The 21,285-nt window shown below is 69.9% G+C and carries 14 protein-coding genes; 7 read left to right on the top strand and 7 right to left on the bottom strand.

Annotation, left to right across the window (positions count from 1 at the left end; translation table 11 throughout):
- Window positions 1–18 precede the first annotated feature (18 nt).
- Entirely contained in the window at window positions 19–1,242 is a 1,224-nt protein-coding gene (locus IPL40_16305; GenBank protein ID MBK8482701.1) for a porin, read from the bottom strand.
- A 449-nt stretch (window positions 1,243–1,691) separates the two neighbouring features.
- Between IPL40_16305 and IPL40_16300 the strand changes: the two genes are divergently transcribed.
- The 3 genes from IPL40_16300 to glgC all read left to right on the top strand — a co-directional run bounded on the left by IPL40_16300 (window position 1,692) and on the right by glgC (window position 5,112).
- Window positions 1,692–2,120 carry a TraR/DksA C4-type zinc finger protein gene (locus tag IPL40_16300; GenBank protein MBK8482700.1) on the top strand — a complete coding sequence of 143 codons (429 nt, stop codon included), beginning with the start codon at window positions 1,692–1,694 and terminating at the stop codon, window positions 2,118–2,120.
- Window positions 2,121–2,445: 325 nt separating this feature from the next.
- On the top strand, window positions 2,446–3,816 hold the full coding sequence (locus tag IPL40_16295; GenBank protein MBK8482699.1) for a serine/threonine protein kinase: 1,371 nt from the start codon (window positions 2,446–2,448) through the stop codon (window positions 3,814–3,816).
- 54 nt (window positions 3,817–3,870) lie between these two features.
- The gene (gene glgC, locus IPL40_16290; GenBank protein ID MBK8482698.1) at window positions 3,871–5,112 is read left to right on the top strand and encodes a glucose-1-phosphate adenylyltransferase; all 1,242 of its coding nucleotides are present in this window, start codon (window positions 3,871–3,873) and stop codon (window positions 5,110–5,112) included.
- A gap of 47 nt (window positions 5,113–5,159) precedes the next feature.
- Here glgC and IPL40_16285 read toward each other — a convergent pair whose 3' ends face one another.
- The 3 genes from IPL40_16285 to IPL40_16275 are packed head-to-tail and all read right to left on the bottom strand — an operon-like array spanning window position 5,160 to window position 11,216.
- Window positions 5,160–9,155 (bottom strand): tetratricopeptide repeat protein, encoded by a 3,996-nt coding sequence (locus IPL40_16285; protein MBK8482697.1) that lies wholly within the window; start codon window positions 9,153–9,155, stop codon window positions 5,160–5,162.
- On the bottom strand, window positions 9,152–9,679 hold the full coding sequence (locus IPL40_16280; GenBank protein MBK8482696.1) for a hypothetical protein: 528 nt from the start codon (window positions 9,677–9,679) through the stop codon (window positions 9,152–9,154). Before IPL40_16280 ends, IPL40_16285 begins: the two co-directional genes overlap by 4 nt.
- Window positions 9,663–11,216 (bottom strand): polysaccharide biosynthesis C-terminal domain-containing protein, encoded by a 1,554-nt coding sequence (locus tag IPL40_16275; GenBank protein MBK8482695.1) that lies wholly within the window; start codon window positions 11,214–11,216, stop codon window positions 9,663–9,665. The genes IPL40_16280 and IPL40_16275 overlap by 17 nt, the downstream gene beginning before the upstream one ends.
- 103 nt (window positions 11,217–11,319) lie before the next feature.
- Here IPL40_16275 and IPL40_16270 point away from each other — a divergent pair, with 103 nt between their 5' ends.
- Window positions 11,320–11,850 carry a DUF2505 domain-containing protein gene (locus tag IPL40_16270; protein ID MBK8482694.1) on the top strand — a complete coding sequence of 177 codons (531 nt, stop codon included), beginning with the start codon at window positions 11,320–11,322 and terminating at the stop codon, window positions 11,848–11,850.
- Complete coding sequence (locus tag IPL40_16265; GenBank protein MBK8482693.1) at window positions 11,847–13,394, top strand: DUF2723 domain-containing protein; 1,548 nt, start codon at window positions 11,847–11,849, stop codon at window positions 13,392–13,394. The genes IPL40_16270 and IPL40_16265 overlap by 4 nt, the downstream gene beginning before the upstream one ends.
- A 5-nt stretch (window positions 13,395–13,399) precedes the next feature.
- Here the strand turns inward: IPL40_16265 and dusA are convergent, their stop codons facing one another.
- Both dusA and IPL40_16255 read right to left on the bottom strand, forming a co-directional pair.
- Window positions 13,400–14,371 carry a tRNA dihydrouridine(20/20a) synthase DusA gene (gene dusA / locus IPL40_16260; GenBank protein ID MBK8482692.1) on the bottom strand — a complete coding sequence of 324 codons (972 nt, stop codon included), beginning with the start codon at window positions 14,369–14,371 and terminating at the stop codon, window positions 13,400–13,402.
- Between the two features lie 53 nt (window positions 14,372–14,424).
- On the bottom strand, window positions 14,425–15,819 hold the full coding sequence (locus IPL40_16255) for a TolC family protein (protein MBK8482691.1): 1,395 nt from the start codon (window positions 15,817–15,819) through the stop codon (window positions 14,425–14,427).
- A 190-nt stretch (window positions 15,820–16,009) separates the two neighbouring features.
- Between IPL40_16255 and IPL40_16250 the strand changes: the two genes are divergently transcribed.
- Together IPL40_16250 and IPL40_16245 are read left to right on the top strand one after the other, a co-directional pair.
- Window positions 16,010–17,215 carry an efflux RND transporter periplasmic adaptor subunit gene (locus IPL40_16250; GenBank protein ID MBK8482690.1) on the top strand — a complete coding sequence of 402 codons (1,206 nt, stop codon included), beginning with the start codon at window positions 16,010–16,012 and terminating at the stop codon, window positions 17,213–17,215.
- 70 nt (window positions 17,216–17,285) lie between these two features.
- A complete protein-coding gene (locus IPL40_16245) occupies window positions 17,286–20,408 on the top strand; it encodes an efflux RND transporter permease subunit (GenBank protein ID MBK8482689.1) in 3,123 nt (1,040 codons plus the stop codon).
- On the opposite strand, the gene IPL40_16240 is transcribed toward IPL40_16245, so the two are convergent.
- Window positions 20,405–21,229 carry a hypothetical protein gene (locus IPL40_16240; protein ID MBK8482688.1) on the bottom strand — a complete coding sequence of 275 codons (825 nt, stop codon included), beginning with the start codon at window positions 21,227–21,229 and terminating at the stop codon, window positions 20,405–20,407. The two genes, IPL40_16245 and IPL40_16240, sit on opposite strands and share 4 nt — an antisense overlap.
- Window positions 21,230–21,285 lie beyond the last annotated feature (56 nt).

The raw sequence follows: 21,285 nt of genomic DNA, 5'->3' as shown, positions 1-21,285 counted from the left end.
CTCCAGGCTGCGCAGTGCTCAACTCGACTTGACGATCACACCGAGCGTCGTCGTGAACTGCGTATCCTTGCCGGCGCTCGTCCCGCTGGCAAAGATGCCCTGGTCGGCCCAGTCCAGGCGGTTGTCGAGGCGCAAGACCAGGTAGGGCGAGGGCAGATAGTCGAGGGTCAGGGTGCCGGTGACGATGTTCTGGTCCGCCACGCCGAGGCGAATGCCGTCGGGGTCGCCAAAGTACTCGCCGCGCAAGGCGCCGGCCACGGTCGCCGTCGGGCGATACTGCACGCCGAGACTCGCCCCGTACCAGAGCGAGGTGTCGTCGCCGCCGCTGCTCGCGAAGGTCTCGGCGCCGAGATCGCCGTTGAGGAGGAAAGTGAGCTTTTCACTCGGTCGCGCCGTGACGATGGCATCGACAAAGTGCCGTAGGCGGCCGTTCGCCTCGCTGTCCTCGCGCACCGACACGGCGCCGGTCTCGGCGTCCGTTTCCCTGACGGCGTCGTCCTGCTCCGGGCCGACCATGTAGCCCAGCACCACGCTGACCGGCTGCGTCGTGTAGGCGAGCTGCAGGCCGAAGGTCTTCATCGTGTTGTTGTCGAGGGTGCGGTCCCAACCATTCACCGCGATCAGCGTGGCGGTCAGCTGCTCGCTCAGCGTCAGCGTCGCGCGCAGGCCGGTATGAAAGAAGGGCTGGCCGGCCCAGTTGAGCACCCCGCGGGTGTAGTTGAAGTTGTCCTGTGCCTCGGAGACCTCGGCTCCGAAGGGGGTGCCGAACTTGCCGAAGTCGAGCGTCAGGCGCGCCAGCGGCTTCCAGCTGACGAAGGCCTGCTTGAGGAACTCGAGCCCGAAGTCGAGGCCCGCATCTGCCAGCGCGAAGCGGTTTGCCGTCGGTCCGAAGCGCAGGCTGACCGTGCCGCCCACCGGCTCCGTCGGCGTGCTCAGATCGAGACCTGCCCAAGACAGCGCGAAGCCATTGTCTTGGTCGAAGGCGCGGACCATCCCCACCGAGTTGTCATCGGGCTTGGGGAAACGATAGTTCACTGAGTAGTAGGCATCGACGAAGGCGCGGTAGCTGATGCTGTCGTACCAGGACTTGGCCGCGGTCTCCTCGGCGCTGGCAGCGCGCGGCAGCAGCGCCACCGCACAGGCCGCAATCAGCAGCGGCGCCCTCGTGTGCCGCGCCACCGCTCGTCGCCAGCGCCCACTCGGCACTCGTTGCTTGCTCGTCGAAGACCGTACCGTAATCATGTTGCCTCCCCTCGGACCGGCCCGACTCATCGCCCGGTCCCGCTGCTGGTTGCGGCGGCGTTGCGCCGACAGAACGACGCGGCTGCGCGCTGAAGCGCGTCACTGTGGGCGCGCGACCTACGGCCCGCGACCGCTAGCATGTGGCGTGCCATCATGGCGACCGTCGCCAACGCTGCGCAACCCAAGGCCGGCACCGCCACGCGATGCGTGCGGGGCAGCGGAGCCGGGGGGCTGATCCGACATTGGCGTAGGGGCAACAGGGGGCAGCCGACGCCGAGGTAGCTCCCGCGGTCGGGGCAATGACGGTGCGGCGGCGCGAACTCGCCGACGGATCGGCAGGGGCATCGCGCCAGGCCACAGACCCGACGAGTGTTCCATCGCGACGCTTGCGACAGCCGTCGCGCGCCGCGTTTGACAGCGCGACGCGCGCGCGCCTACCATCGGCGACGATGCTCAACGATCAACAAACCGCGCAGCTGAAAGAAGTGCTCGTCACTGCTGAGCGCCGGGTGCTGCAGAGCGCGCAGAGCGCGCTCGAGTTGACGCGAGAGGGTCCGACCGACGGGGGCCGCGACTCGATTGACCAATCCAACACCGAGGAGTTGGTCTCGACCGCTTTGCGGCTGCGCGATCGGGAGCAGAAGCTGCTGAACAAAATACGCGAAGCGCTCGGCCGACTGGCCGAGGGCATCGTCGACGAGTGTGAGATGTGCGGTGGAGCGATCGCCTTCCGCCGCCTGCTCGTGCGCCCCGTCACCACGCTCTGCATCGACTGCAAGGAGCGCAGTGAGGAGGACGAGCGTCGGTCCGCCTCCACCGAGGACGCCTCGTCCGCCGCTGGTCCCGGCGGCGGCGGCGACGACTGGCCGGAGTCCTGAGCGCCCACCTGGCCCCCTCCAGCGTATCGCCCTGCCCTGCGGCCGGCGCGCTCGCCGTGTCGGCAAGCTGAGGACCGGCCGTGCCGCGCGGCACGTTCCTTGGTGCCCCGTCTGAAGTGGTCTATGATCAGGCCTTGCCCCCCTGGGGAGTCCTGCGACCGAACCAGCTGGGAGCCCTGTCTTGAGGCCGTGGCGAGCGATTCGGCGACGGTGCACCGTGAACTGCCGAGTGGCACCCGCGGGTTGGGGACGGAGCGTGGGCGCGGGAGCCTGAACGCGATGCAGCGGTCGGGCTGCACAGCGGGTTTCGCCACCACTTCTGAGCATGGCTGCCCTGGAACAGAAATACCGCATCATCGACAAGCTCGACAGCGGCGGCATGGCCGAGATCTATCGTGCCGAAGCCGAGCTGATTCAGGGCATGAAGAAGAAGGTTGCGATCAAGCGCATCCTTCCGCACCTCACCAAGAACGAGAAATTCGTCGCGATGTTCCTCGACGAGGCGCGGCTCAGCCTGCACCTCGATCACGCCAACATCGTCCACGTCTTCGACATCGGCCGCGCCGGCAGCACCTACTTCCTCGTGATGGAGTACGTCGAGGGCGTCAATCTGCGCGTCTTCGGGCGCACCCTGCGCGAGCGCAATCGCCCGATTCGCATGGCCGAGGCGATCTTCATCACGATGGAGATCTGCAAGGGCCTGGCCTATGCCCACGAGATGCTGAGCCCGGAGGACGGCCGTCCGCTGAACATCGTCCACCGCGACGTCAGCCCGCCCAACATCCTCCTCTCGCGTAACGGCGAGGTGAAGCTCGTCGACTTCGGCCTCGCCAAGGCGGCGAGCCAGGTCGAGCAAACGGACCCCGGCGTGGTAAAGGGCAAGTTCTCCTACCTCTCGCCGGAGGCGGCCAGCGGCATCGAGGTCGATCACCGCGCCGACATCTTCGCCGCGGGCATCATCCTCTTCGAGCTGCTGACGGGCCGCCGGTTGTTCTTCGGTGAGTCCGACTACCAGACGGTCGAGCTGGTCCGACGAGCCTATGTGCCGTCGCTGCTGCAGCTCGACCCGCGCATCCCCGAGGAGCTCGACGTCGTGGCCCAGCGCGCCCTCGCGCGCGACCGCGAGGCCCGCTACCAAAGCGCCAACGAGATGCATGATGCGCTGGCCCAGCTGCTCTTCCAGCACGGTCTGAAGGTCACCAGCCAGGACATCGCCAAGCTGGTGCGGCGCTGCCGCGGCGACCAGCCACGTCAGACGACGAGCCAGGACACGCGCACGCGCGGCGTGATCAACAATCTCATCCGCGACGAGATCGCGAAGTTCACGTCGCTGGAGAGCGTGGGCGCAGATGCGATGGGCGCGCGACCCCTGTCGCCCGACGATCTCGCCAACGAGAGCGCCGCGCTGATGCCCCGCGATTTCGTCGACCCGCGCGGTTGGACGAACGAGTTCGGCGCGCTCGGCAGCGTTCCCCCGAGCTCCACGCCGCTCGCCTCAGGCGACGACGCGCTGCCCGAGGTCTTCTCGCTCGAGCAGGCGCTCGAGGGGACAGCGGACGCCGCGTCGCAACCACCCCAGCCACTGCCCGGGCCCTGGCGCCGCGTCGCCGTCGCGGTGCTGGTTTTTGCCGCGCTCGGCGCCCTGACGACCTACCTGCTGCGCTGGCTCGGGGTCCTGGGGCACGGGGCCGGGTAGCTGCCTTGGTCAAAGGAGTCGCGAACGATGCCTGATACGCATTTTGGCTACGACATGGGCCCTCAGCCCAACGTGCTGGCGGTGGTGCTGGCCGGCGGCGAGGGCACGCGGCTACTGCCGCTGACCGCGCACCGCGCCAAGCCCGCGGTGCCCTTTGGCGGCAGCTTTCGCATCATCGACTTCGTCCTGAGCAACTTCGTCAACTCCGGCATCCACCGCATCAAGGTGCTGACGCAGTACAAGAGCGACTCGCTGCTGAGCCATATCTCTCGCGGCTGGCGGCTGTCGGCGATGGTCGATCACTACGTCGAGCCGGTGCCGGCGCAGCAGCGGTTGGGCAAGGATTGGTTCAAGGGCTCGGCCGACGCCCTCTACCAGAGCTTCAACGTCGTCGCCGAGGAGGCGCCAGATTTCGTCTGCGTCTTTGGCGGCGACCACATCTACCGCATGGACGTGCGCCAGATGCTCGGCTTTCACCTGGCCAAGCAGGCCGACCTGACCATCGCGGCGGTGCCGATGCGAGTCAGCGAGGCCCACGCCTTTGGCGTGATCGAGATCGACGAGGACTGGCGAATGTGTGGCTTCGCCGAGAAGCCCGCCCATCCCAAGCCGATTCCCGGCCGTCCCGACTGGGCCCTCGTGTCGATGGGCAACTACATCTTCAGCCCGGGGGTGCTACGCACGGCGCTCGAGGAGGATGCGGCGCGCGAGGACTCGGCCCACGACTTCGGCCGCGATATCGTGCCGATGCTCTTTCCGCGCGCCCGCACCTACGTCTACAACTTCCTCGACAACGCGATCCCCGGCGTCGAGGAGGATGAGCGCGGCTACTGGAAGGACGTCGGCACGCTCGAGTCGTATTGCCAGGCCAACGCCGATCTGGTCGCCATCAAGCCCGTGCTCAACCTCTACAACCGGCGCTGGCCGATCCACTCGACCGCGCGCCCGGGACCGCCCGCCAAGTTCGTCTTCGCCGACGAGAGCAGCGAGCGCATGGGCATCGCCACGGATTCGCTGGTCTCGCCCGGCTGTATCATCAGCGGCGGTCGGATCGACCGAACGATTCTCTTTCCCGGCGTGCGTATCAACAGCTTCGCGCACGTTGAGCAGTCGGTGCTGATGGACGACGTCCATGTCGGTCGGCACTGCCGCGTGCGGCGCACGATCGTCGACAAGCACGTCGAGATCCCGGCACGCACGATGATCGGTTACGACCTCGAGAGCGACCGGCGCCGCGGACTCCACGTCAGCGACGAAGGGATCGTCGTCGTCCCCAAGGGCTTCCGCTTCAGCTGAGCAGGCGCGGCCGGCACTGCGCCGCGGCGGCCAGCGCGCGCGGCACCTCAGCGTTGCAGCTCGGCCAGCGCGCGCCGCACATCGTCGGCCAGCTCCTCCGGTGGCCCGAGCTCCAGGTATTGCCGGTACATGCGCAGGGCCTCCGCGCGGCGACCGAGGCCTTGGTAGAGCTTGCCCAGCGCGTAATACACCTGCGGCATTCGCGGGCTGAGCCGCACCGCCCGCACCAACGCCCCAACGGCCTCGCGCTGCCGGCGCAGCTCCTGCAGGGCGAGGCCGCGGCGAAAGGGCGGCTCGGGACAAAGAGGGCACGCGGTCTCGGCGCGACTGAGCGCCTCGAGCGCCTGCCGCGCGTCACCTGCATCCTGCAGCGCCACCGCGAGCAGCACCTCGCTGCCTGCCTCCTCGGCCGGGAATCGCACCTGATTCGCCGCCAGCGCGATGGCCTGTCGCAGCGCCTGCACCGCCGCGTGCGGGCGCGCTGCGCTCAGCTCGAGACGGCCCTGCGTCTCATAGGTGCGCCACGCGCGCGGAAAGCGTCGCAACATGCTTTGCCAGGCCTTGCGGGCGCGGTCGGGACGATCCACCGCGAGGTAGGCCTGCACGAGCAACGACCAGGCCGTGCTCTCGTGCGGCAAGACGCGCAGCGCCGCCAGCAGATGGGCCACCGCTCGGCGCCCGTCATCGGCCGCCAACGCCAAGCGCCCGACAGCCAGGTCCCGCTGCCCCGCTGCGCCACGGTCCACCTTGAGCAGCTGCTGCTCTGCCGCCTCGAACTCGTACCCGGCGACGCGCACGCGCACCAGCAGGAGCTGCGCCTCGTCGTCTTTCGGCACCCGCTGCAGCAGCGCCTCGGCGGCCTTTCGCGCTGGGAGCAGATCATTTCGCCCGAGATCCAGCTCTGCCAGCCGCTTGGTCGCGATCGTCGACCATGGGTAGGCGCGCACCAGGCGCACGAGCTCATCGCGCGCGGCGACGATCGCGTGCTCACCGAGCATCACCTCGACCAGGGCGAGGCGCGGCTCCAGCGCGTCGGCGTCGTGGCGCAGGGCCTGCTCGAGCGCGTGGCGCGCCTCAGCCAAACGCCCCTCCCCGAGCAGCAGCCGGCCGACCACGGTCAACGCCTGGACCTGGTTGGGACGGTCCGCGGCCAGCTCGCGCGCGACGGCCAGGGCATCCTCGACCTCGCCGCGCGCCGCGCCCACGCGCGCCGCCAGCAGCTGCCCCGCGGCCGAGCTAGCGACCACGGGTCGCGACTGCAGCTGGCGCGCCGCTTGTTCGACGCGGCCGAGGCCCAGCTCGATCTCTGCGTTCACCAGCGCTGCTTCGTCGAGCGCACTGGCGCGCTGGGCCTGTTCCCCTGCCTCGTGAAGGCGGCCCTCGCGCAGGAAGACCGTGGCGCTCAAGAGCGCGACGCTTGGCCGCCCCGGCATGAGCGTGGCGGCGGCGGCCGCGGCCGTCTCAGCCTCACCGACGCGATCGACGCCAAGCAGCGCCCACGCCAACGCCTCCAGGAACACCGGGTCGCTGGCCGGCGCCAGGGCGCGCGCCTGCTGGAGGTCGCGGCGCGCTTCGTCGGGGTCACGCGCCTTCCGGTGCAGGGTGCCCAGCAGCAAGTAGGCCCAAGCGTGCTGGCCGCGCGCGGCCGCGCGTCGCAGCTCACCGTGCAGCACGACGCGCAGCTGACGTGCGGCGTCTGCCAGGCGGTCGAGTTCGAGCAGACAACGCGCACGACCCAGGGCGCTGGCCACGTGCTCAGGATTGAGCTGAAGGGTCCTCTGGTAGTGCTGGAGCGCGAGGCTCGCCTCGCCGCGCTGACGAAGCGCGTCGCCCAGGGCAGCCGCGATCAGCAGGTCCCGCGGCGCGCGCTGTGCCGCCTGCTGCAGCCACTGCTGTGCACGATCCGGCTCGCCCCGCACAAGCGCAAGCCGCCCATGCAGGTAGAGCAGCAGGCTGCTCTCGGGAAATAACCGCAGCGCGCGGGCGACGAGTTGCTCTGCTTGGTCGAGCTGTCCGCGACCCAGCGTGCCATACACTGCCGCCGCCGCCTGCTCGTCGTCGACCCATGCGCCGCCGGCGCTCGGCGTCCGCGCCGACCCGAGCGGATCGCCGAACTCGACGGGGATGGCGGCGACGACACGCGCCTGCAGGTGCCGGGCGAGAGCAGTGCCTCCAGCGCCGGCCGCCCCCGCCCCCAACAGCTGCGCGGCCGCCGCGAAGTCACCCAGGTTGCCGCGCTCGAGGCGCAAGCGCGCGGCCTGCCAGCGCAAGGTGCTCAGCTGCCGCAGTCGGTAGCCGCGCACCAGAAAGCCGACGAGCAGGGCCACGGTGACCACGGCAATGCAGCCGATCAGCACGAGCGCCCAGCGCTGTGCTGATCGATCGCCGGCGATCAAGGTCCAGAGCGTTGGCAGCGATCGGCGCCCCATTGCCGCCGAGGGCGCCCGGAAGCGGCGCCCGGGCGCGCTGCGACCGAGCGACGATGCCCGAAGCGGTCCAGCGGAGGCCTCCTCGGAACGACTGCCCCACGAGCGCGCGCTGCCCTGCGAGCCCTCCGGCGAGCGAGGCCCTGCCGAGCGCGCGCCCACGCGCGCAGCGGCAGCCGCCGAGCCGGCATCCCGCCGCACCGGCTGGGACGCCGAGAGGTCATCCGAGTAGGGTACCAGCGCGCTCCGCGCGAGGGCCTCCGTCCGCTCAGGCGCCGCAGCGGCGAGTCCCTCGCCGGTCTGTGCCTCGGGCACTGCAGCTCGATCGGCGCCGCCTCGCAGTGAAGGGCTCGAGCGATGCTCCAGCGAGGGACGGTCAAACCCATCCGTCGCCACCACGTCCACCACCTGCGCTGGAAGCACCACGGAGATCTCGGCGTCGTGGAGCATGACGGGCACCCCGTCGGCGGCGTCGACCGCGGCCAACGGCGACGACCATTGCTCAGCAGACTCGACCGATGACCCCTCAGCGAGCTCGAGTTCGATCGCCGAATCCGTCAGATCGATCGGTCCCGCCTCCGCATGCCGCGCCGCGGCCGCAGCCGCGCGTGGCGACGCAGCGACCCGCTGCGGCTCAAGCAGGCGCGAGACGGTTTCGATTTCCTGCGCGCTCAGCTCCGCGGCCGTGCTGGCCACGGGCGCCAGCGCGCGCGGCGCCTCCGCGAGCACGCGTGGCGCACCAGCGCCCGCGGCGGGGGGCGGCTTCAGCGGGCCGCGCATCGTCTGCTGAAAGGCCAGGTCATGCGCTGCCGCGTGCCTCGCTGCATCCGGAACGACAGCGGTAGGCAGCACGGCGAGCGGGGCGCGCTGCCGTATCGTATCCCCGGCGTCGAACTGCGATGAGTCGGCGCCAGACGCCGCCGCCGCAGGCGACGATCCGGTGCAGCCATCTTCGGCAGCGGGGGCGGCCGGCCGGAGGCCGTGCAGGCCCGTCGGCTGCTCTACACTCGTGACCTCCTGGGTCTCGATCTCCCCAGTGGGCACTGGCTGCGGCGCCTCCCGCCAACCGTCAAGCGCGTCGAGGAGCGCATCGAGGTCCTCGAGCGGCAGCGCGACCAGGGCGCGCGCGCCGATTTCGGCGGTAGGCGCCCCGTCGGCCGAGGGCTTGGCCGGGGCGCCGGCGGGCCTCGGGGCCGCTCCCTCCGGCGGGCTACTGGTGCCCCCCGCGGGCCGCCGCTGCTCCCCGACCGGGCGTTCGCGCTGCGCCGCGAGCGCCTGCGAGAGTACCTCGACCGAGCGCTCGGGCGCACCGAGCGAGCGCGCGCGCAGCAGCGCCTGCTCAGCGCGGGCCAGCGACCCCAGGTGGAGCAGCGTTTCACCCCGCAACAACTCGCAGAGCGGGTGCTTGGCATCGAAGGCCGCCACCGCCTCGAGCTGGGCCAGCACCTCGTCGTATTGCGCGGCGGCGAAGAGCGCGCTCGCCAGCAGCAGGCGGCCTGAGACGCATTCGGGCGCGCCTAGCAGCCCCTGGCGACAACGGCCAATTGCCTGCGGCACGCGCCGCAGGGTGAGCAACCGTCCGGCCTCGACGACGAAGTCCGGCGCGGCCCGGGTCATGGAAGCGTCAGGACCGGCAACGGGACACCCCCGATCACGCGCTGCTCGGTGAGCTGCCATCCGCCGGCGCCGTCTGCCCAGCGCTGGGAGAGGAGCGTCACACCAAGCGAGCCACTGCGCAGTGGATACCACTCGAGCTGGACCACGGCGCGTGCCGCGCTTGAACCCAGCCAATCGACGCGCATCACGGTGGCCTCGACGACTCGCAGCTCCCGCCAGGCCGCCCCACGCGCGAGCAAGCGCTGACGCGCCTGCTGGCCGAGATACGAGGTCAGTCCGCCGACGTCGCCCCAGCGCAGCGCGTGCTGGTAGGCCTCGAGGGACTCCGCGAAGAGCGCGCGCCGATTTCCCCCGCAGGCCAGGATCACGGGGAGGGCGAGCGGCAGGAGCAGCGGCCAGCAGCGGCCCCAAAGCCCCCGCCAGCCCACGCCACCACGCTCTGGCGCCGCTTCCCGCGGGCTGCCGCGCTTCGTCGCCGCCCGGCCGCGAACCCGCGCGGCCGGCGCCTCAGCGTCCATCGTCATGCTCGGCGCTCCCTGCCGGCGCTGGCGCCGGCGCGTCGCCTCGGCGGCGCCGCAGCAGCGTCAGATCCTCCCGGCCTAGCTCTCCGACGACCACCAGCGCACCGACGTAAAGCAGCAGCGTCAGCGAGCACTCGGCTAGCGTGATCAAGCGCGACCGCTCGGGCAACCACGCACCGACCGACGCGGCCAGGCCCCAGGCCAGGCCTACGCGCACGAGCGTGCCCAGCGGCAGCGCGGCCCCGAGCGCGCGCTTGAGCAAGGCCGTGCTCATCGCGAGGCCGGCAACCATCGCCAGCGCCGTGGCCGCCGCCGCCACGCCAAGGGCGTGCTCGGGTGAGGCCGCTCGTGGCACAGCGACGACATTGGCGACGACGACGAGCAGCAAGGTGAGCGCCGTCGTGGCGATCACTGCGCGCGTGTGCCCCGCACCGTTGAGGATCGTGTTGCTGACCGTGATCAACGAGAAGCAGACCATGCCCCCGGCCAACCAACGCAGCGCCGGCCCGCCAACTCGGTAGATCGCCGGATAGGGCACGGTGATCACGGCCTCGGGGTTACCCATCAGGACAGCCGCCAATCCCGCGACGAAGATCAGCGACAAGCGCAGCGTGCGGTGGATATAGCCGCGCGTCGCCGCATGATCGGCGGCGAAGGTCGAGCGCGAGACCAAGGGAAAGACGACGAAGGTGACGGCGAGGATCAGCTGATAGGGAATGAACGCCAGCGACTGCGCGCTGCCGTAGTAGCCGGCAGCCGCCGAGGCCGCCGCCGTAGCCTCCGCGCTTCCGAGTGCTCGCGCCGCCAGGCCGGTCACCGAGCGCTTGAGCAGCAAGAGATCGGCTCGCATGATCAGATTCAGCGCCAAGGTCGAGAGGAAGAGCTCGATAATCAGGCGCCACAGCCGCGCGCTCGGGAAGACCTCCGGACCGCGCGAAGGCAAACCAAGGCGCCACAGCGCCGCGACAAGGATCAGCGCCGCCGCCGCCACGAAGCCGCCCACCGCCCCTGTCACGCCGAAGCCGGCGCCCGCCCCGATAAGGATCAGCGCAGCTCGCAAGGTGGCGAAGCTCGCGTCGAACGCCGCCTGCTCGCCGAAGCGACGGAGCCCGTTGAGCGAGCCGACGAAGACCGCGTAGAACGCGTAGCAAAGAATGATCCCGGCCGCGAGCGCGTACCAGCGCGCCAGCTGAGGATCCCGCTCCCAGGCCGCTATCCACGGTGACGCCGCGGCAAAGACCACCGCCGCCCCACCCCCGAGCACAACCTGCACCCGCAGGGCGGCGCGCTTCACCGCATCGGCCGCGACATCACCCTGCGCCGTGAACTTGCTCACGCCCTGGATCGTCGCGGTGACGATCACATTGTTGATCACCGAGACCAGCCCGATCACCAGAAGGTACTCGCCCCAGGCGACCGGCGATCCCAGCAGCCGCGGCAGCGCGAAGTAGATCGCGTAGCCAGCGATGATGAAGTAGATTTTGGCGAGGCCAATGTAGACCACACCGCGACCCGCACTGACGGTTGAAGCATCGCTCATCGCTGCATTCCTATGGGCGAGTGCATCTAAGCCGCCGAGGCCGGCCGCGTCAATCGTGCTGCGCGGGCGCCTGAAGGCACCCAGCCAGCCATGGGGCCCGTCCATGGACCTCCACATCGAGCACACCTTCGCGGCGAGCGCCGAACGCTTCTGGTCCATGGTTCTGCTGGATCCAGACTATCAGGACGCGCTCTACCGCGCGCTCCGCTTGAAGATCGAGCACTGCGCGATCGAGCGAGAGGACGGCGAGGGCGGGCTGCGGCTGCGCCGCGAGCTGCACCTGACGCCCGATCGCGAGCTGCCCAGCGCCCTGCGCAAGCTGGTGCGGGGCGCCGCGCTGGTCAAAGAGCGCGCGAGCTTCGACGCGCAGGCTGGCAGGATGACGATCGAGATCGAGCTGCCCGTGATCGGCGCCTGGGTCGACTTCCGCGGCACCTACACCTGGCGCATGGTCGGCCCGGCGCGGCTCCAGCGCGACTGGGACGCACGCTGTCGCGCCCGTCTCCCGCTGGTCGGCCGCCAAATCGAAACCTATCTACTGGGCGAGATGCGGACCAGCTTCGAGCAAGGCTACCGCTTCACCTGCGACTGGCTGGCGCGGCATTCCGAAGCCCCGACGGGGGAAGGCGCTTGAGGCTGCCAGCGGCCCTGCGGCCGATCTTCCCCCCCGCGGCCCTGGTGGCGATCTTCTTCGGGCTCTACTGGCTCACGCTCTGTCCGACCGTCTTTTGGTACGACAGCGCAGAGTACGCCGCCGCGGCGCGCGTGCTCGGCATTCCGCACCCACCGGGATACCCGCTCTACACGCTGATCGCCTGGCTCTTTACCCTGCTGCCGCTGACGCCGGCCCTCGCGGTCAACCTGATGAGCGCGGTCTTCGGCGCGTTGGCGGTAGGCATGGTCTATGCGGTGGTCCGCGCCCTCGGTGGCGGCCGGCTCGCCGCCGTCGTCGGTGGCGCGACGCTCGGCGCAGGCTCGCTCTTCTGGTTTCAGGCGGTGATCGCCGAGGTCTACACCCCGGCGATCACCGCGCTCTTGCTGGTGCTCTGGCTGCTGCTGCGGGGCCTCGAGCGCGACCGGAGCGGCTGGCTGGTCGCAGCGGCGCTGCTCGCCGGGCTAGCCCTGGGCCTCCACCTCTTTATCGCGACCTGCGGGCTCGGCTTCGCGCTGCTCGTCTGGGGCTGCGGCCTTCCGATCAACGGGCCGCGCGAGCTGCGGCTGCTCTGGCGCCGTCGGGGCAGCGGTCGTCGACTTGGCCGCGCGCTCGGCTGCCTGCTCGCCACCGGGATCGGCAGCACGATCTTCCTCTACCTGCGCTGGCGCGCCGCGATGCAGCCGCTGATCAACTTCGAGGATCCCTCGTCCTCGTGGGAGCGCTTCTGGTGGTTCGTCAGCGGCGGCAACTACAAGCACTGGTTTCTCCAGCACTACGCCTTCGGGCGCCGCGCGGGCCGCGTGCTGGTCGTATTCTACGACCAGCTCCTCGTCGTCGGCGCGCTCCTCGCGCTCGTCGGCGGGATCACGCTCTGGCGCGGGCGCGCGCTCGTCGGCCTGGCTCTGTCGCTGATGATCGCCGGCAACGTCTACTTCTTCTTCGACTACCGCGTGCACGACGTCGAGGTCTTCTTTCTCCCGACGCTCGCCGTGCTCTGCTGCCTCGTCGGCCTCGGGGTCGACGGCGCGCTCGCAGCGGTAGACCGCCTGACGTCCGCTTCGCCCCGGGCGCCACGGGTGCGTCTCGGCCTTGCGCTGGTGCTCGCGCTCTTTCCGGCGTCCTTGGCGGCGGCCAGTTACGGCAAGGTCGACCTGCATGGCTATCGCGCGGCCTACGACTATGGCGAGCGCATGTCGCGTGAGCTGCCGACCGGCACCGTGATCATCAACTTCACGACGCCCCCCGAGTGGAAGAACGACGCCGTCTTCGCGCTCTACTTCCAGCGCATCCTCGGCCGGCGCCCCGACGTCGCGGTGCGTACGCGCATGAATCGCGACGACGTGCTCGCGCTGCTGGCGCAAGGCACGCCCGTCTACCTCTACTACCCGGTGCCGCGTCTGGTTCGCGAGTTCGAGGTCGAGCGCGACGGCCCGGCCTTTCGTGTGCTACGGGCACGCGCCCGGCCCCTGATGCCACCACCGCGCTCGTCCCGGCGCCGCGATCGGCGCCCGAGCGAGGATTGACGGCGCTATTGCGCTCGAGCCTCGTCGACCACAGGGTCATCCAACACCGTCGCCGGCAGCGATCCGAGCAGCCCACGCAGCCGCTCGGCCGCCGTCGCGCCTTCACCTGAACTGAGCACCGTGCGCCAGCGACGGGCGCCGGGACGCCCTGCCACCAACCCGAGCAGGTGCCGCGTCACGCGCGTACCGGGCTGACCCGATGCCTCCAACGCGCTCACATAGGGGAGCAGCGCCTCGATGATCACGCGGCGCGTCGGCACGGGATCGCTTGCACCGAAGAAGAGCCGATCGGCCCGCGCCAGCAGGTAAGGGTCGTCGTAGGCCGCGCGGCCAATCATCGCGCCATCCACCTGCGCCAGCGCGGCCGCCACCTGGTCGAGCGTGCGCAGACCGCCGTTGAGGACGATGCAGAGCTGTGGGAAGTCTCGCTTGAGCGCGTGCACCACCTCGTGGCGCAGCGGCGGCACGCTGCGGTTGGCCTTCGGACTGAGCCCGCCGAGCAAGGCCAGCCGAGCGTGAACGATGAAGCGCGCGCAGCCAGCGTCGGCGACGGCGGCCACGAAGCGCGTCAGCTCGGCATAGGTCTCGTGGCCGCTGATCCCAATCCGGTGCTTGACGGTGATCGGCAAGCTCACCGCCGCCCCCAGCGCAGCGACGCAGTCGGCGACGAGGGCGGGCTCGGCCATCAGACAGGCCCCGAAGCGGCCAAGCTGCACCCGCTCGCTCGGGCAACCGATGTTGAGGTTGATCTCGTCGTAGCCCAGCGCTGCGCCCACGCGCGCCGCAGCGGCCAGCTCCTCCGGCCGGTCACCGGCGAGCTGCAGCGCCAGCGGTCGCTCGACCGCGCTGAAGCCGAGCAGGCGCTCGGCGTCGCCGTGCAGCACCGCGCGCGCCGTCACCATCTCGCTGTAGAGCAACGCGCGCCGCGTAATCTGCCGCAGGATGTAGCGGAAATGCCGGTCCGTGCGGTCCATCATCGGCGCCACGCTGAGCCGATACGGCTCCGACGCGGGCGCCGACGATGCCGCGTTCAACGCTGCGCCTCGAGCTCGAAGGGCTGCCGGCCGCCGAGCACGTGCGCGAGCGCGACGCGCGCCATGTCGCGCGCATAGCGGCTGCGGGTTAGCTCGATGCGCGCCTCGAGCCGGCGCTGGGTCGCGTCCAGCAGGTCGAGCTGCGTCGCCGTGCCGGCCTCGTAACGGGCTGTCATCTCCTCGACAATCACGGTCGCCAACGATGCGGCCTTGTCGGCACTGACCAGGCCCGCCTCGGCCGAAAGCAGGTCGGCGCGCAGCTGGACCACGGTCTCTGCAATGCCGCGCGTCAGCTCCGCGCGGGCCGCCCGTCCCTCGGCCATCCGCGCCTCCGCGGCGCGTTGATTCGCGTAACGCAGGCCGCCCTCGTAGAGCGGGAGCCCGAGCGTGGCGACGACGGCCAGCGAATCGCGGCGGTTGGCGAAACCACCGACGTTCTGCCAGCGGTAGAGCAGGTTCAGATCGAGCGTCGGGAGGAAGGACCAGCGCACCGCCTTGCTCGCCTGGTCAGCCGCGGCGATGTCCAAGCGCAGCGCCTCGACATCGGCGCGCCGGCGCACCGCCGAGCGCAGCATCGCCGCTTCGTCGACCGCCACCGGCGCCGGCTCGGCCGGCCGGCGCAGCGTGACCAACCCGTCGAGGCCGATCAAGATCGCCACGCGGCGTTGCGCGGCCGCGAGCGCATTGCGCTGCCGGCGGAGCGCCTGCTCGTCCTGGACCAGCACCAACTCGGCTCGCACGACGTCCGATCGCAAGACGCGGCCGACCTCGAGCCGGGCGCGCACCACCGCGAGGTTGCGCTGGTCGACCGCCACCTTCTCCTCGAGCGCCGTCGCGACCTCGTGCGTTCCGAGCCCAGCATAGTAGGCGTCGGCCACGCGCAGCAGGTAGTCCTGGCGCCGCCGCACGCCGCGCAGCTGCGCCGCCGCGACCCCCTTGCGCGCGACACCGAGCTGCTGGTAGGCGGGTCCGCGAAAAAGCGGCACGCCCGCCTGCAAGGCGAAGGCGAACTGGTGCCGGCGTTGGATCACGATCGGCTCGCTCGGCGGCGCCCCCGGCGGTGCGAACGCCGCGGCGTCGATCGACACCACCGGATCGTTCACCGTGTAGGTGCCGTTGAGGCTGGCGCTCGGCTTGAGCTGCGACCAGGCGCGGCCCACCTCAGCCGCGGCGCTGCGCACGCGTGCTGCCATGACCGCGAGCGTCGGATTGTCGCGCTGGGCGAGCCGGTAGGCTTCCTCGAGCGTGACCAGCCGCGGCGCGCCCGGCGCCTGCCGCGCACCCTCGACCTCCGCGCCTGCGCGCGCTGGCGTCAAAAACGCTAGACCGACCAGCACACAAAGACCCAGGACCAGGCGCAACGCACCGGCCGCTCTCAATTGGCTGCTCATCATCACCTCCGCGTTCGGCGTGCAAATAAGCACGGCAGCTGCCGCTGGACAAGCGCGTCGCTCGTGGTATTTACGCGCACCGGGTCGCCCTGCGGAGGTCACGATGCGCGGGTTGCAGCGCGGGAACCCGAGCGCCGAGCACCGCTCTTCCTTCTTCCTTTCTGTTTCGACGAGAGTGGACTCCATGCCGATGCGAAAGCGCAGTGTCGTCGCCCTCAGCGTCCTCGCCATCGTCGTCGTGGTGGGCGTGCTCGGCGGGATCAAGGCCCTGCAGATCCGCAAGATGATCGCGGGCGCCAGCCAGTTCATGCCGCCCCCTGAGCCTGTAACGACGGTGCGCCTGGAGCGCCAGTCCTGGGAGTCGCTGCTGACCACCGTCGGCTCGCTCGCCGCCGTACAGGGGGTCAACGTCTCGGCCGAGCTTTCGGGCAGAGTCACGCGCATCGCCTTCGAAGCTGGGACGAAGGTGCGCGCCGGGGCGCTCGTCCAACAGGACGTCGCCGCGGAGACGGCCCAGCTGCGCGCGATCGAGGCCCGGCTCGCGCTGGCAAACAGCACCCTCGACCGCGTGAGGCGTTTGCTCGCCAAGCACGCCGTCCCGGCCTCCGAGCATGACCTCGCCGCCGCGCAGGCCAGCGAGGCGGCCGCGGAAGCCGACGCGCTGCGCGCCACGATCACCAAGAAGACGATCCGCGCGCCATTTTCCGGCCGCCTCGGCCTGCGCCAGGTCAATCTCGGCCAGGTGCTCAACGCCGGGGAGCCGATCGTGCTGCTGCAGTCGATCGGCCCGGTCTACGTCAACTTCCTCCTGCCGCAGCAACACCTGCAACAGGTCGCCCTCGGCCTTCCCGTACGGATCACGACCAGCGCGCTCCCGGGCGCGCCGATCGTCGGCACGATCACCGCGGTCACCCCTCAGGTGGACCCCGACACCCGCAGCGTCGAGCTCCAAGCGACCGTGCCGAATTCCGACGAGCGACTCAGGCCCGGGATGTTCGTCAAGCTAGCCGTCGTGCTGCCACGCGCGCGCGAGGTGGTCGCGCTGCCGGCCACCGCCGTGCTCTACGCGCCCTACAGCGACTCGGTCTTCGTCCTCGAGGCGCAACCGCCCGCGGCGGCGGCAGGCCCAGCGACCGCGCAGGGCCCGGCAGCGACGGAGGAGGTCGCTCCTGGGGCCCAGACGGCTGGCGTCGGGGTGCGGCAGCAGTTTCTTCGGCAGCAGTTCGTGCGGCTGGGAGAGCGCCGCGGCGACTATGTCGCCGTCCTCGATGGCCTGAAGGCCGGCCAAGCGGTCGTCAGCACCGGCGTCTTCAAGCTGCGCAACGGACAAGCGGTGGTCGTCGACAACACGCTGAATCCAAGCTTCAAGCTAGCGCCCACGCCCAGCGACAGCTGATGGACGCGGTAGTGATGGACGCGGCAGCACTCGCCTCCCCCGTGCGCCTCCCGACACTCAGGCAGCCTCGATGAAATTCACCGACATCTTCATCCGTCGCCCGGTCCTCGCGCTCGTCGTTAACCTCGTGATCGTCATTGCCGGCGTGCAGGCGTTGCGTTCGCTCAATGTGCGCCAATACCCCCGCAGCGAGAACTCGGTCGTCACCGTCACCACCGTCTACGTCGGCGCCAGCGCCGAGCTGGTGCGGGGCTTCATCACCACCCAGCTCGAGCGCGCGATCGCGGCAGCGGACGGCATCGACTATCTCGAGTCACAGAGCGCGCAAGGGTTGTCGACGATCAATGCGCGCCTCAAGCTGAACTACGATCCGATCAAGGCGCTGGCGGAGATCGGCTCCAAGGTCGATCAGGTGCGCGGCAACCTGCCTCCCGAGGCCGAGGTGCCGACGATAAATATCCAGTCCGCTGACAGCCAGTTCGCCTCCGCCTACCTCAGCTTCAGCTCGACGATCCTCAAACAGAATCAGATCACCGATTACCTCGTCCGCATCGTGCAACCGCGCCTCTCCGCGATCGAGGGCGTTCAGCGGGCCGAGATCCTCGGCGCGCGCACCTTCGCGATGCGCATCTGGCTCAAGCCCGACCGGATGGCCGCGCTCAACGTCAGTCCGGCGCAGGTGCGCCAGGCCCTCGCCGCCAACAACTTTCTGGCGCCGATCGGCCGCACCAAGGGCGCCTTGGTTCAGGTCAATCTGACGGCCAACACCGATCTGCGCTCGGTCGAGGAGTTCAAGAACCTCGTGCTGCGCGAGCAGGGGGGCGCGGTCGTCCGCCTGCAGGACGTGGCCGAGGTCGCGCTCGGCGCCGAGGACTACGACGCTGAGGTGCGTTTCTCGGGGGAGACGGCGGTGTTCATGGGGATCTACGCGCTCCCCAACGCGAACGCGCTCGACGTCGTGCGCCGCGTTCGGGCTGAGATCGCGACGATTCAGCGCGACCTGCCGAGCGGACTGCGGGCCCGCGTAGCGTACGACGCGACGGCCTACATCAACGACGCGCTGCATGAGGTCACCCGCACGCTGATCGACACGCTGTTGATCGTGGCGGTGATCATCTTCCTCTTCCTCGGCTCCCTGCGCTCGGTGCTCGTGCCGATCGTCGCGATCCCGCTGTCGTTGATCGGCGGGGTTTTCCTGATGCAGGCCTTCGGCTTCACGGTCAACCTGCTCACCCTCCTGGCGATCGTGCTCTCGGTCGGCCTCGTCGTCGACGACGCGATCGTCGTCGTCGAGAACGTCGAGCGCCACCTGCGCGAGGGAAAGACGCCGCAGGAGGCAGCGCTGCTCGGCGCGCGCGAGCTGATCGGTCCGATCATCGCGATGACGATCACCCTCGCCGCCGTCTACGCGCCAATCGGACTACAGGGCGGTCTCACGGGTTCCCTCTTCCGCGAGTTCGCCTTCACGCTCGCGGGCGCGGTGACGATCTCGGGCGTCGTCGCGCTCACCTTGTCTCCGGTGATGTCGGCGCGGCTGCTCAAGCCCGGGCTCGGCGAACGCGGCCTCGCCGGCAAGATCGCGCGCGACTTCGTCCGCCTCCGCGCCCTCTACGGCCGCCTGCTCGACGCCACGCTCAACCACCGGTGGGCGGTCTACGTGCTCTGGGCTGGAATCAGCCTGCTGACGATCCCGATGTTCAAGATGTCGGCTGCCGAGCTGGCCCCAACCGAGGACCAGGGGGTGGTCTTCGGCCTGCTCGAGGCCTCGGCCAACGCGACGCTCGACCAGACCAGCCGCTTCGCCGCAGCGGCCAATCGCGCCTTCCTCAGCACGCCCGAGAGCAAGTTCACCTTCCAGGTGACCTTCCCGACCTCGGGCTTCAGCGGGATGGCGCTCAAGCCCTGGGGTGAACGCCAGCGCAGCGTGCCGCAGATTCTTCCCGAAGTGCAGCGTAAGCTGCAGGCGATTCCCGGTATTCGGATCTTTCCCGTCGCGCCGCCGGCGCTGCCCGGCGGAGGGCAGTTCCCGGTCGAGGTGGTGATCGCCTCGACCGCCGAGCCGGAGGAGATCCTGCGACTCGTCGAGCAGCTGCAGGCCAAGGCCGTCGCCAGCCGCATGTTCGCCTTCCCGCCGATCATCGATGTGAAGGTCGACCAACCGCAGTCTGAGCTGGTGATCGACCGGGACAAGGTTGCCGACCTCGGCCTCAGCCTGCAGCAGGTCGGCAGCGATGTCGCCGCGATGCTCGGCGGCAACTTCGTCAACCGCTTCAACATCGCCGGTCGCAGCTACAAGGTGATCCCGCAGATCGCGCGCGTCGAGCGCCTCAACCCCGAGCAGCTGGCGGCGATCCGCGTCACGGGTCCCAATGGGCAGCTCGTCCCCTTGAGCGCGGTCGCGACGCTACGCGATACGACGGTCGCACGGTCCCTCAATCGCTTTCAGCAGCTCAACGCGGTCAAGCTCAGCGGCGTGGCGATGCGCCCGCTCGACGAGGCTCTGCGCTTCCTCGAGGACGAGGCGGGAAAGATCCTGCCCCAGGGCTACGTCATCGACTACACCGGCGAGTCGCGCCAGCTCCGCAGCGAGAGCAACAAGTTCCTGCCGGCGTTCGCCCTGGCGCTGGTGCTGATCTTCCTCGTCCTCGCCGCCCAGTTCAACAGCTTCCGCGACCCCTTCGTGATCCTCGCCGGGTCGGTTCCGCTGGCGATCTTCGGCGCGCTGATCTTCACCTTCCTCAAGATGCCGAATCCCAACGTTCCGTTCTTCACCGGCGGCTGGACCACCACGCTCAATATCTACTCGCAGGTAGGGCTCGTCACCTTGGTCGGGCTCGTGGCCAAGAACGGTATCCTCATCGTCGAGTTCGCCAACAAGCTCCAGGACCAGGGGCGCTCGAAGCGCGAGGCCGTGCACGAGGCCGCACTCACGCGCTTGCGCCCGATCCTGATGACAGCGGGCGCGACGATCGCCGGGCATTTTCCTTTGACGCTCGTCACCGGCGCCGGCGCCGCCGCGCGCAACTCGATCGGGCTCGTGCTCGTCGGCGGAATGGCCGTCGGCACGGCCTTCACACTCTTCGCCATTCCCGCGATCTACCTGCTCGTCGGGCGTAGCCGTCCACCGGCCGAGTCTCCACCCGCAGAGGGCGCCTCGGGGATCTCGGAGCATTGGGATCCTGAGGCACTTTAGGGACAGGGATCGAGCGAGACCACGCGCACCCTACCGTCGTAGCCCGACGCCGCGACGCCGCAGGGCATCGCGGCCAGCTCGTAGATCGCTGCCCCCGTCGCCAGCTCATCCAGCAGCCGCGGCGCCGCGGGTTGGCTGAGATCGTAGACCTGAATGCTGCCGGCAAACCCGGTGCCGGTGCCGACGTAGAGCCGCGCGCCCAAGCCGTCCAGACCACGGTAGTCGAGCTGGCCCGGCGGACCCGTCCAGACCACGACCGGCGCCCGAGGGTTGCGGACGTCGACGACCAACAGGCGCCGCCCGGACTTGGAGACGAGGTAGGCGTAGCTGCCTTCGCTCCAAACCTCGTAAATCGTCCCAGTGCTGTCGTAGGCGGTCATGTCCAGCTCGGCGAGCAGCGTCGGCGCCGCGGCGGCGGCGAGATCCAATACCTGGAAGTGCGTTCGGGCTGCCGTGTAGAGCGTCGTCCCGACGATGTGCACGTCCTGCATCACCCCGCGCAGCGCAAGCTGGTAGAGCAGCGAGGGACTGGCGGGATTGCTGACGTCCACGACCGCGAGGCCCAGCGCATGGTTGGCGACGTAGGCCTGACCTCCTGCCACCTGCACGGCCCAGGCCTCGCCGCCCAGGTCCAGCTGACCGAGGTAGTCCGGCACGCCGCTGGATAGGTCGACGACCACCAACCCGCCAGCGTAGGTCGCCAAATAGGCGCGATCGCCGGCCACCTGCAGACCGAGCACGTCGTTATCCGTCGCAGCGATCCGGGCTGGGGGGAGATCCGTGCGCAGGGTCCCGAGCGACCGTGGCGCCAGAGGCTGCATGAGGTCGAAGAGCTCGAGGCCATCCCTCGCCCTCGGAGATCCCCAGGCCCAGCACG

Source organism: Pseudomonadota bacterium (assembly GCA_016711215.1).
In the GTDB taxonomy this organism is placed as follows: Bacteria; Myxococcota_A; Polyangia.
The sequence above is the reverse complement of the archived record's forward strand: the minus strand, read 5'-3'. Positions and strand labels throughout refer to the sequence as shown.

What these genes read in the sequence shown, in the direction of transcription:
- IPL40_16240 (MBK8482688.1), bottom strand. Translation starts at nt 21,229, where the DNA reads ATGCAGCCTCTGGCGCCACGGTCGCTCGGGACCCTGCGCACGGATCTC.
- IPL40_16280 (MBK8482696.1), bottom strand. Translation starts at nt 9,679, where the DNA reads ATGACGATGGACGCTGAGGCGCCGGCCGCGCGGGTTCGCGGCCGGGCG.
- IPL40_16245 (MBK8482689.1), top strand. Translation starts at nt 17,286, where the DNA reads ATGAAATTCACCGACATCTTCATCCGTCGCCCGGTCCTCGCGCTCGTC.
- IPL40_16250 (MBK8482690.1), top strand. Translation starts at nt 16,010, where the DNA reads ATGCGAAAGCGCAGTGTCGTCGCCCTCAGCGTCCTCGCCATCGTCGTC.
- IPL40_16300 (MBK8482700.1), top strand. Translation starts at nt 1,692, where the DNA reads ATGCTCAACGATCAACAAACCGCGCAGCTGAAAGAAGTGCTCGTCACT.
- IPL40_16270 (MBK8482694.1), top strand. Translation starts at nt 11,320, where the DNA reads ATGGACCTCCACATCGAGCACACCTTCGCGGCGAGCGCCGAACGCTTC.
- glgC (MBK8482698.1), top strand. Translation starts at nt 3,871, where the DNA reads ATGGGCCCTCAGCCCAACGTGCTGGCGGTGGTGCTGGCCGGCGGCGAG.
- IPL40_16305 (MBK8482701.1), bottom strand. Translation starts at nt 1,242, where the DNA reads ATGATTACGGTACGGTCTTCGACGAGCAAGCAACGAGTGCCGAGTGGG.
- IPL40_16285 (MBK8482697.1), bottom strand. Translation starts at nt 9,155, where the DNA reads ATGACCCGGGCCGCGCCGGACTTCGTCGTCGAGGCCGGACGGTTGCTC.
- IPL40_16295 (MBK8482699.1), top strand. Translation starts at nt 2,446, where the DNA reads ATGGCTGCCCTGGAACAGAAATACCGCATCATCGACAAGCTCGACAGC.
- IPL40_16255 (MBK8482691.1), bottom strand. Translation starts at nt 15,819, where the DNA reads ATGAGCAGCCAATTGAGAGCGGCCGGTGCGTTGCGCCTGGTCCTGGGT.
- IPL40_16275 (MBK8482695.1), bottom strand. Translation starts at nt 11,216, where the DNA reads ATGAGCGATGCTTCAACCGTCAGTGCGGGTCGCGGTGTGGTCTACATT.
- dusA (MBK8482692.1), bottom strand. Translation starts at nt 14,371, where the DNA reads ATGATGGACCGCACGGACCGGCATTTCCGCTACATCCTGCGGCAGATT.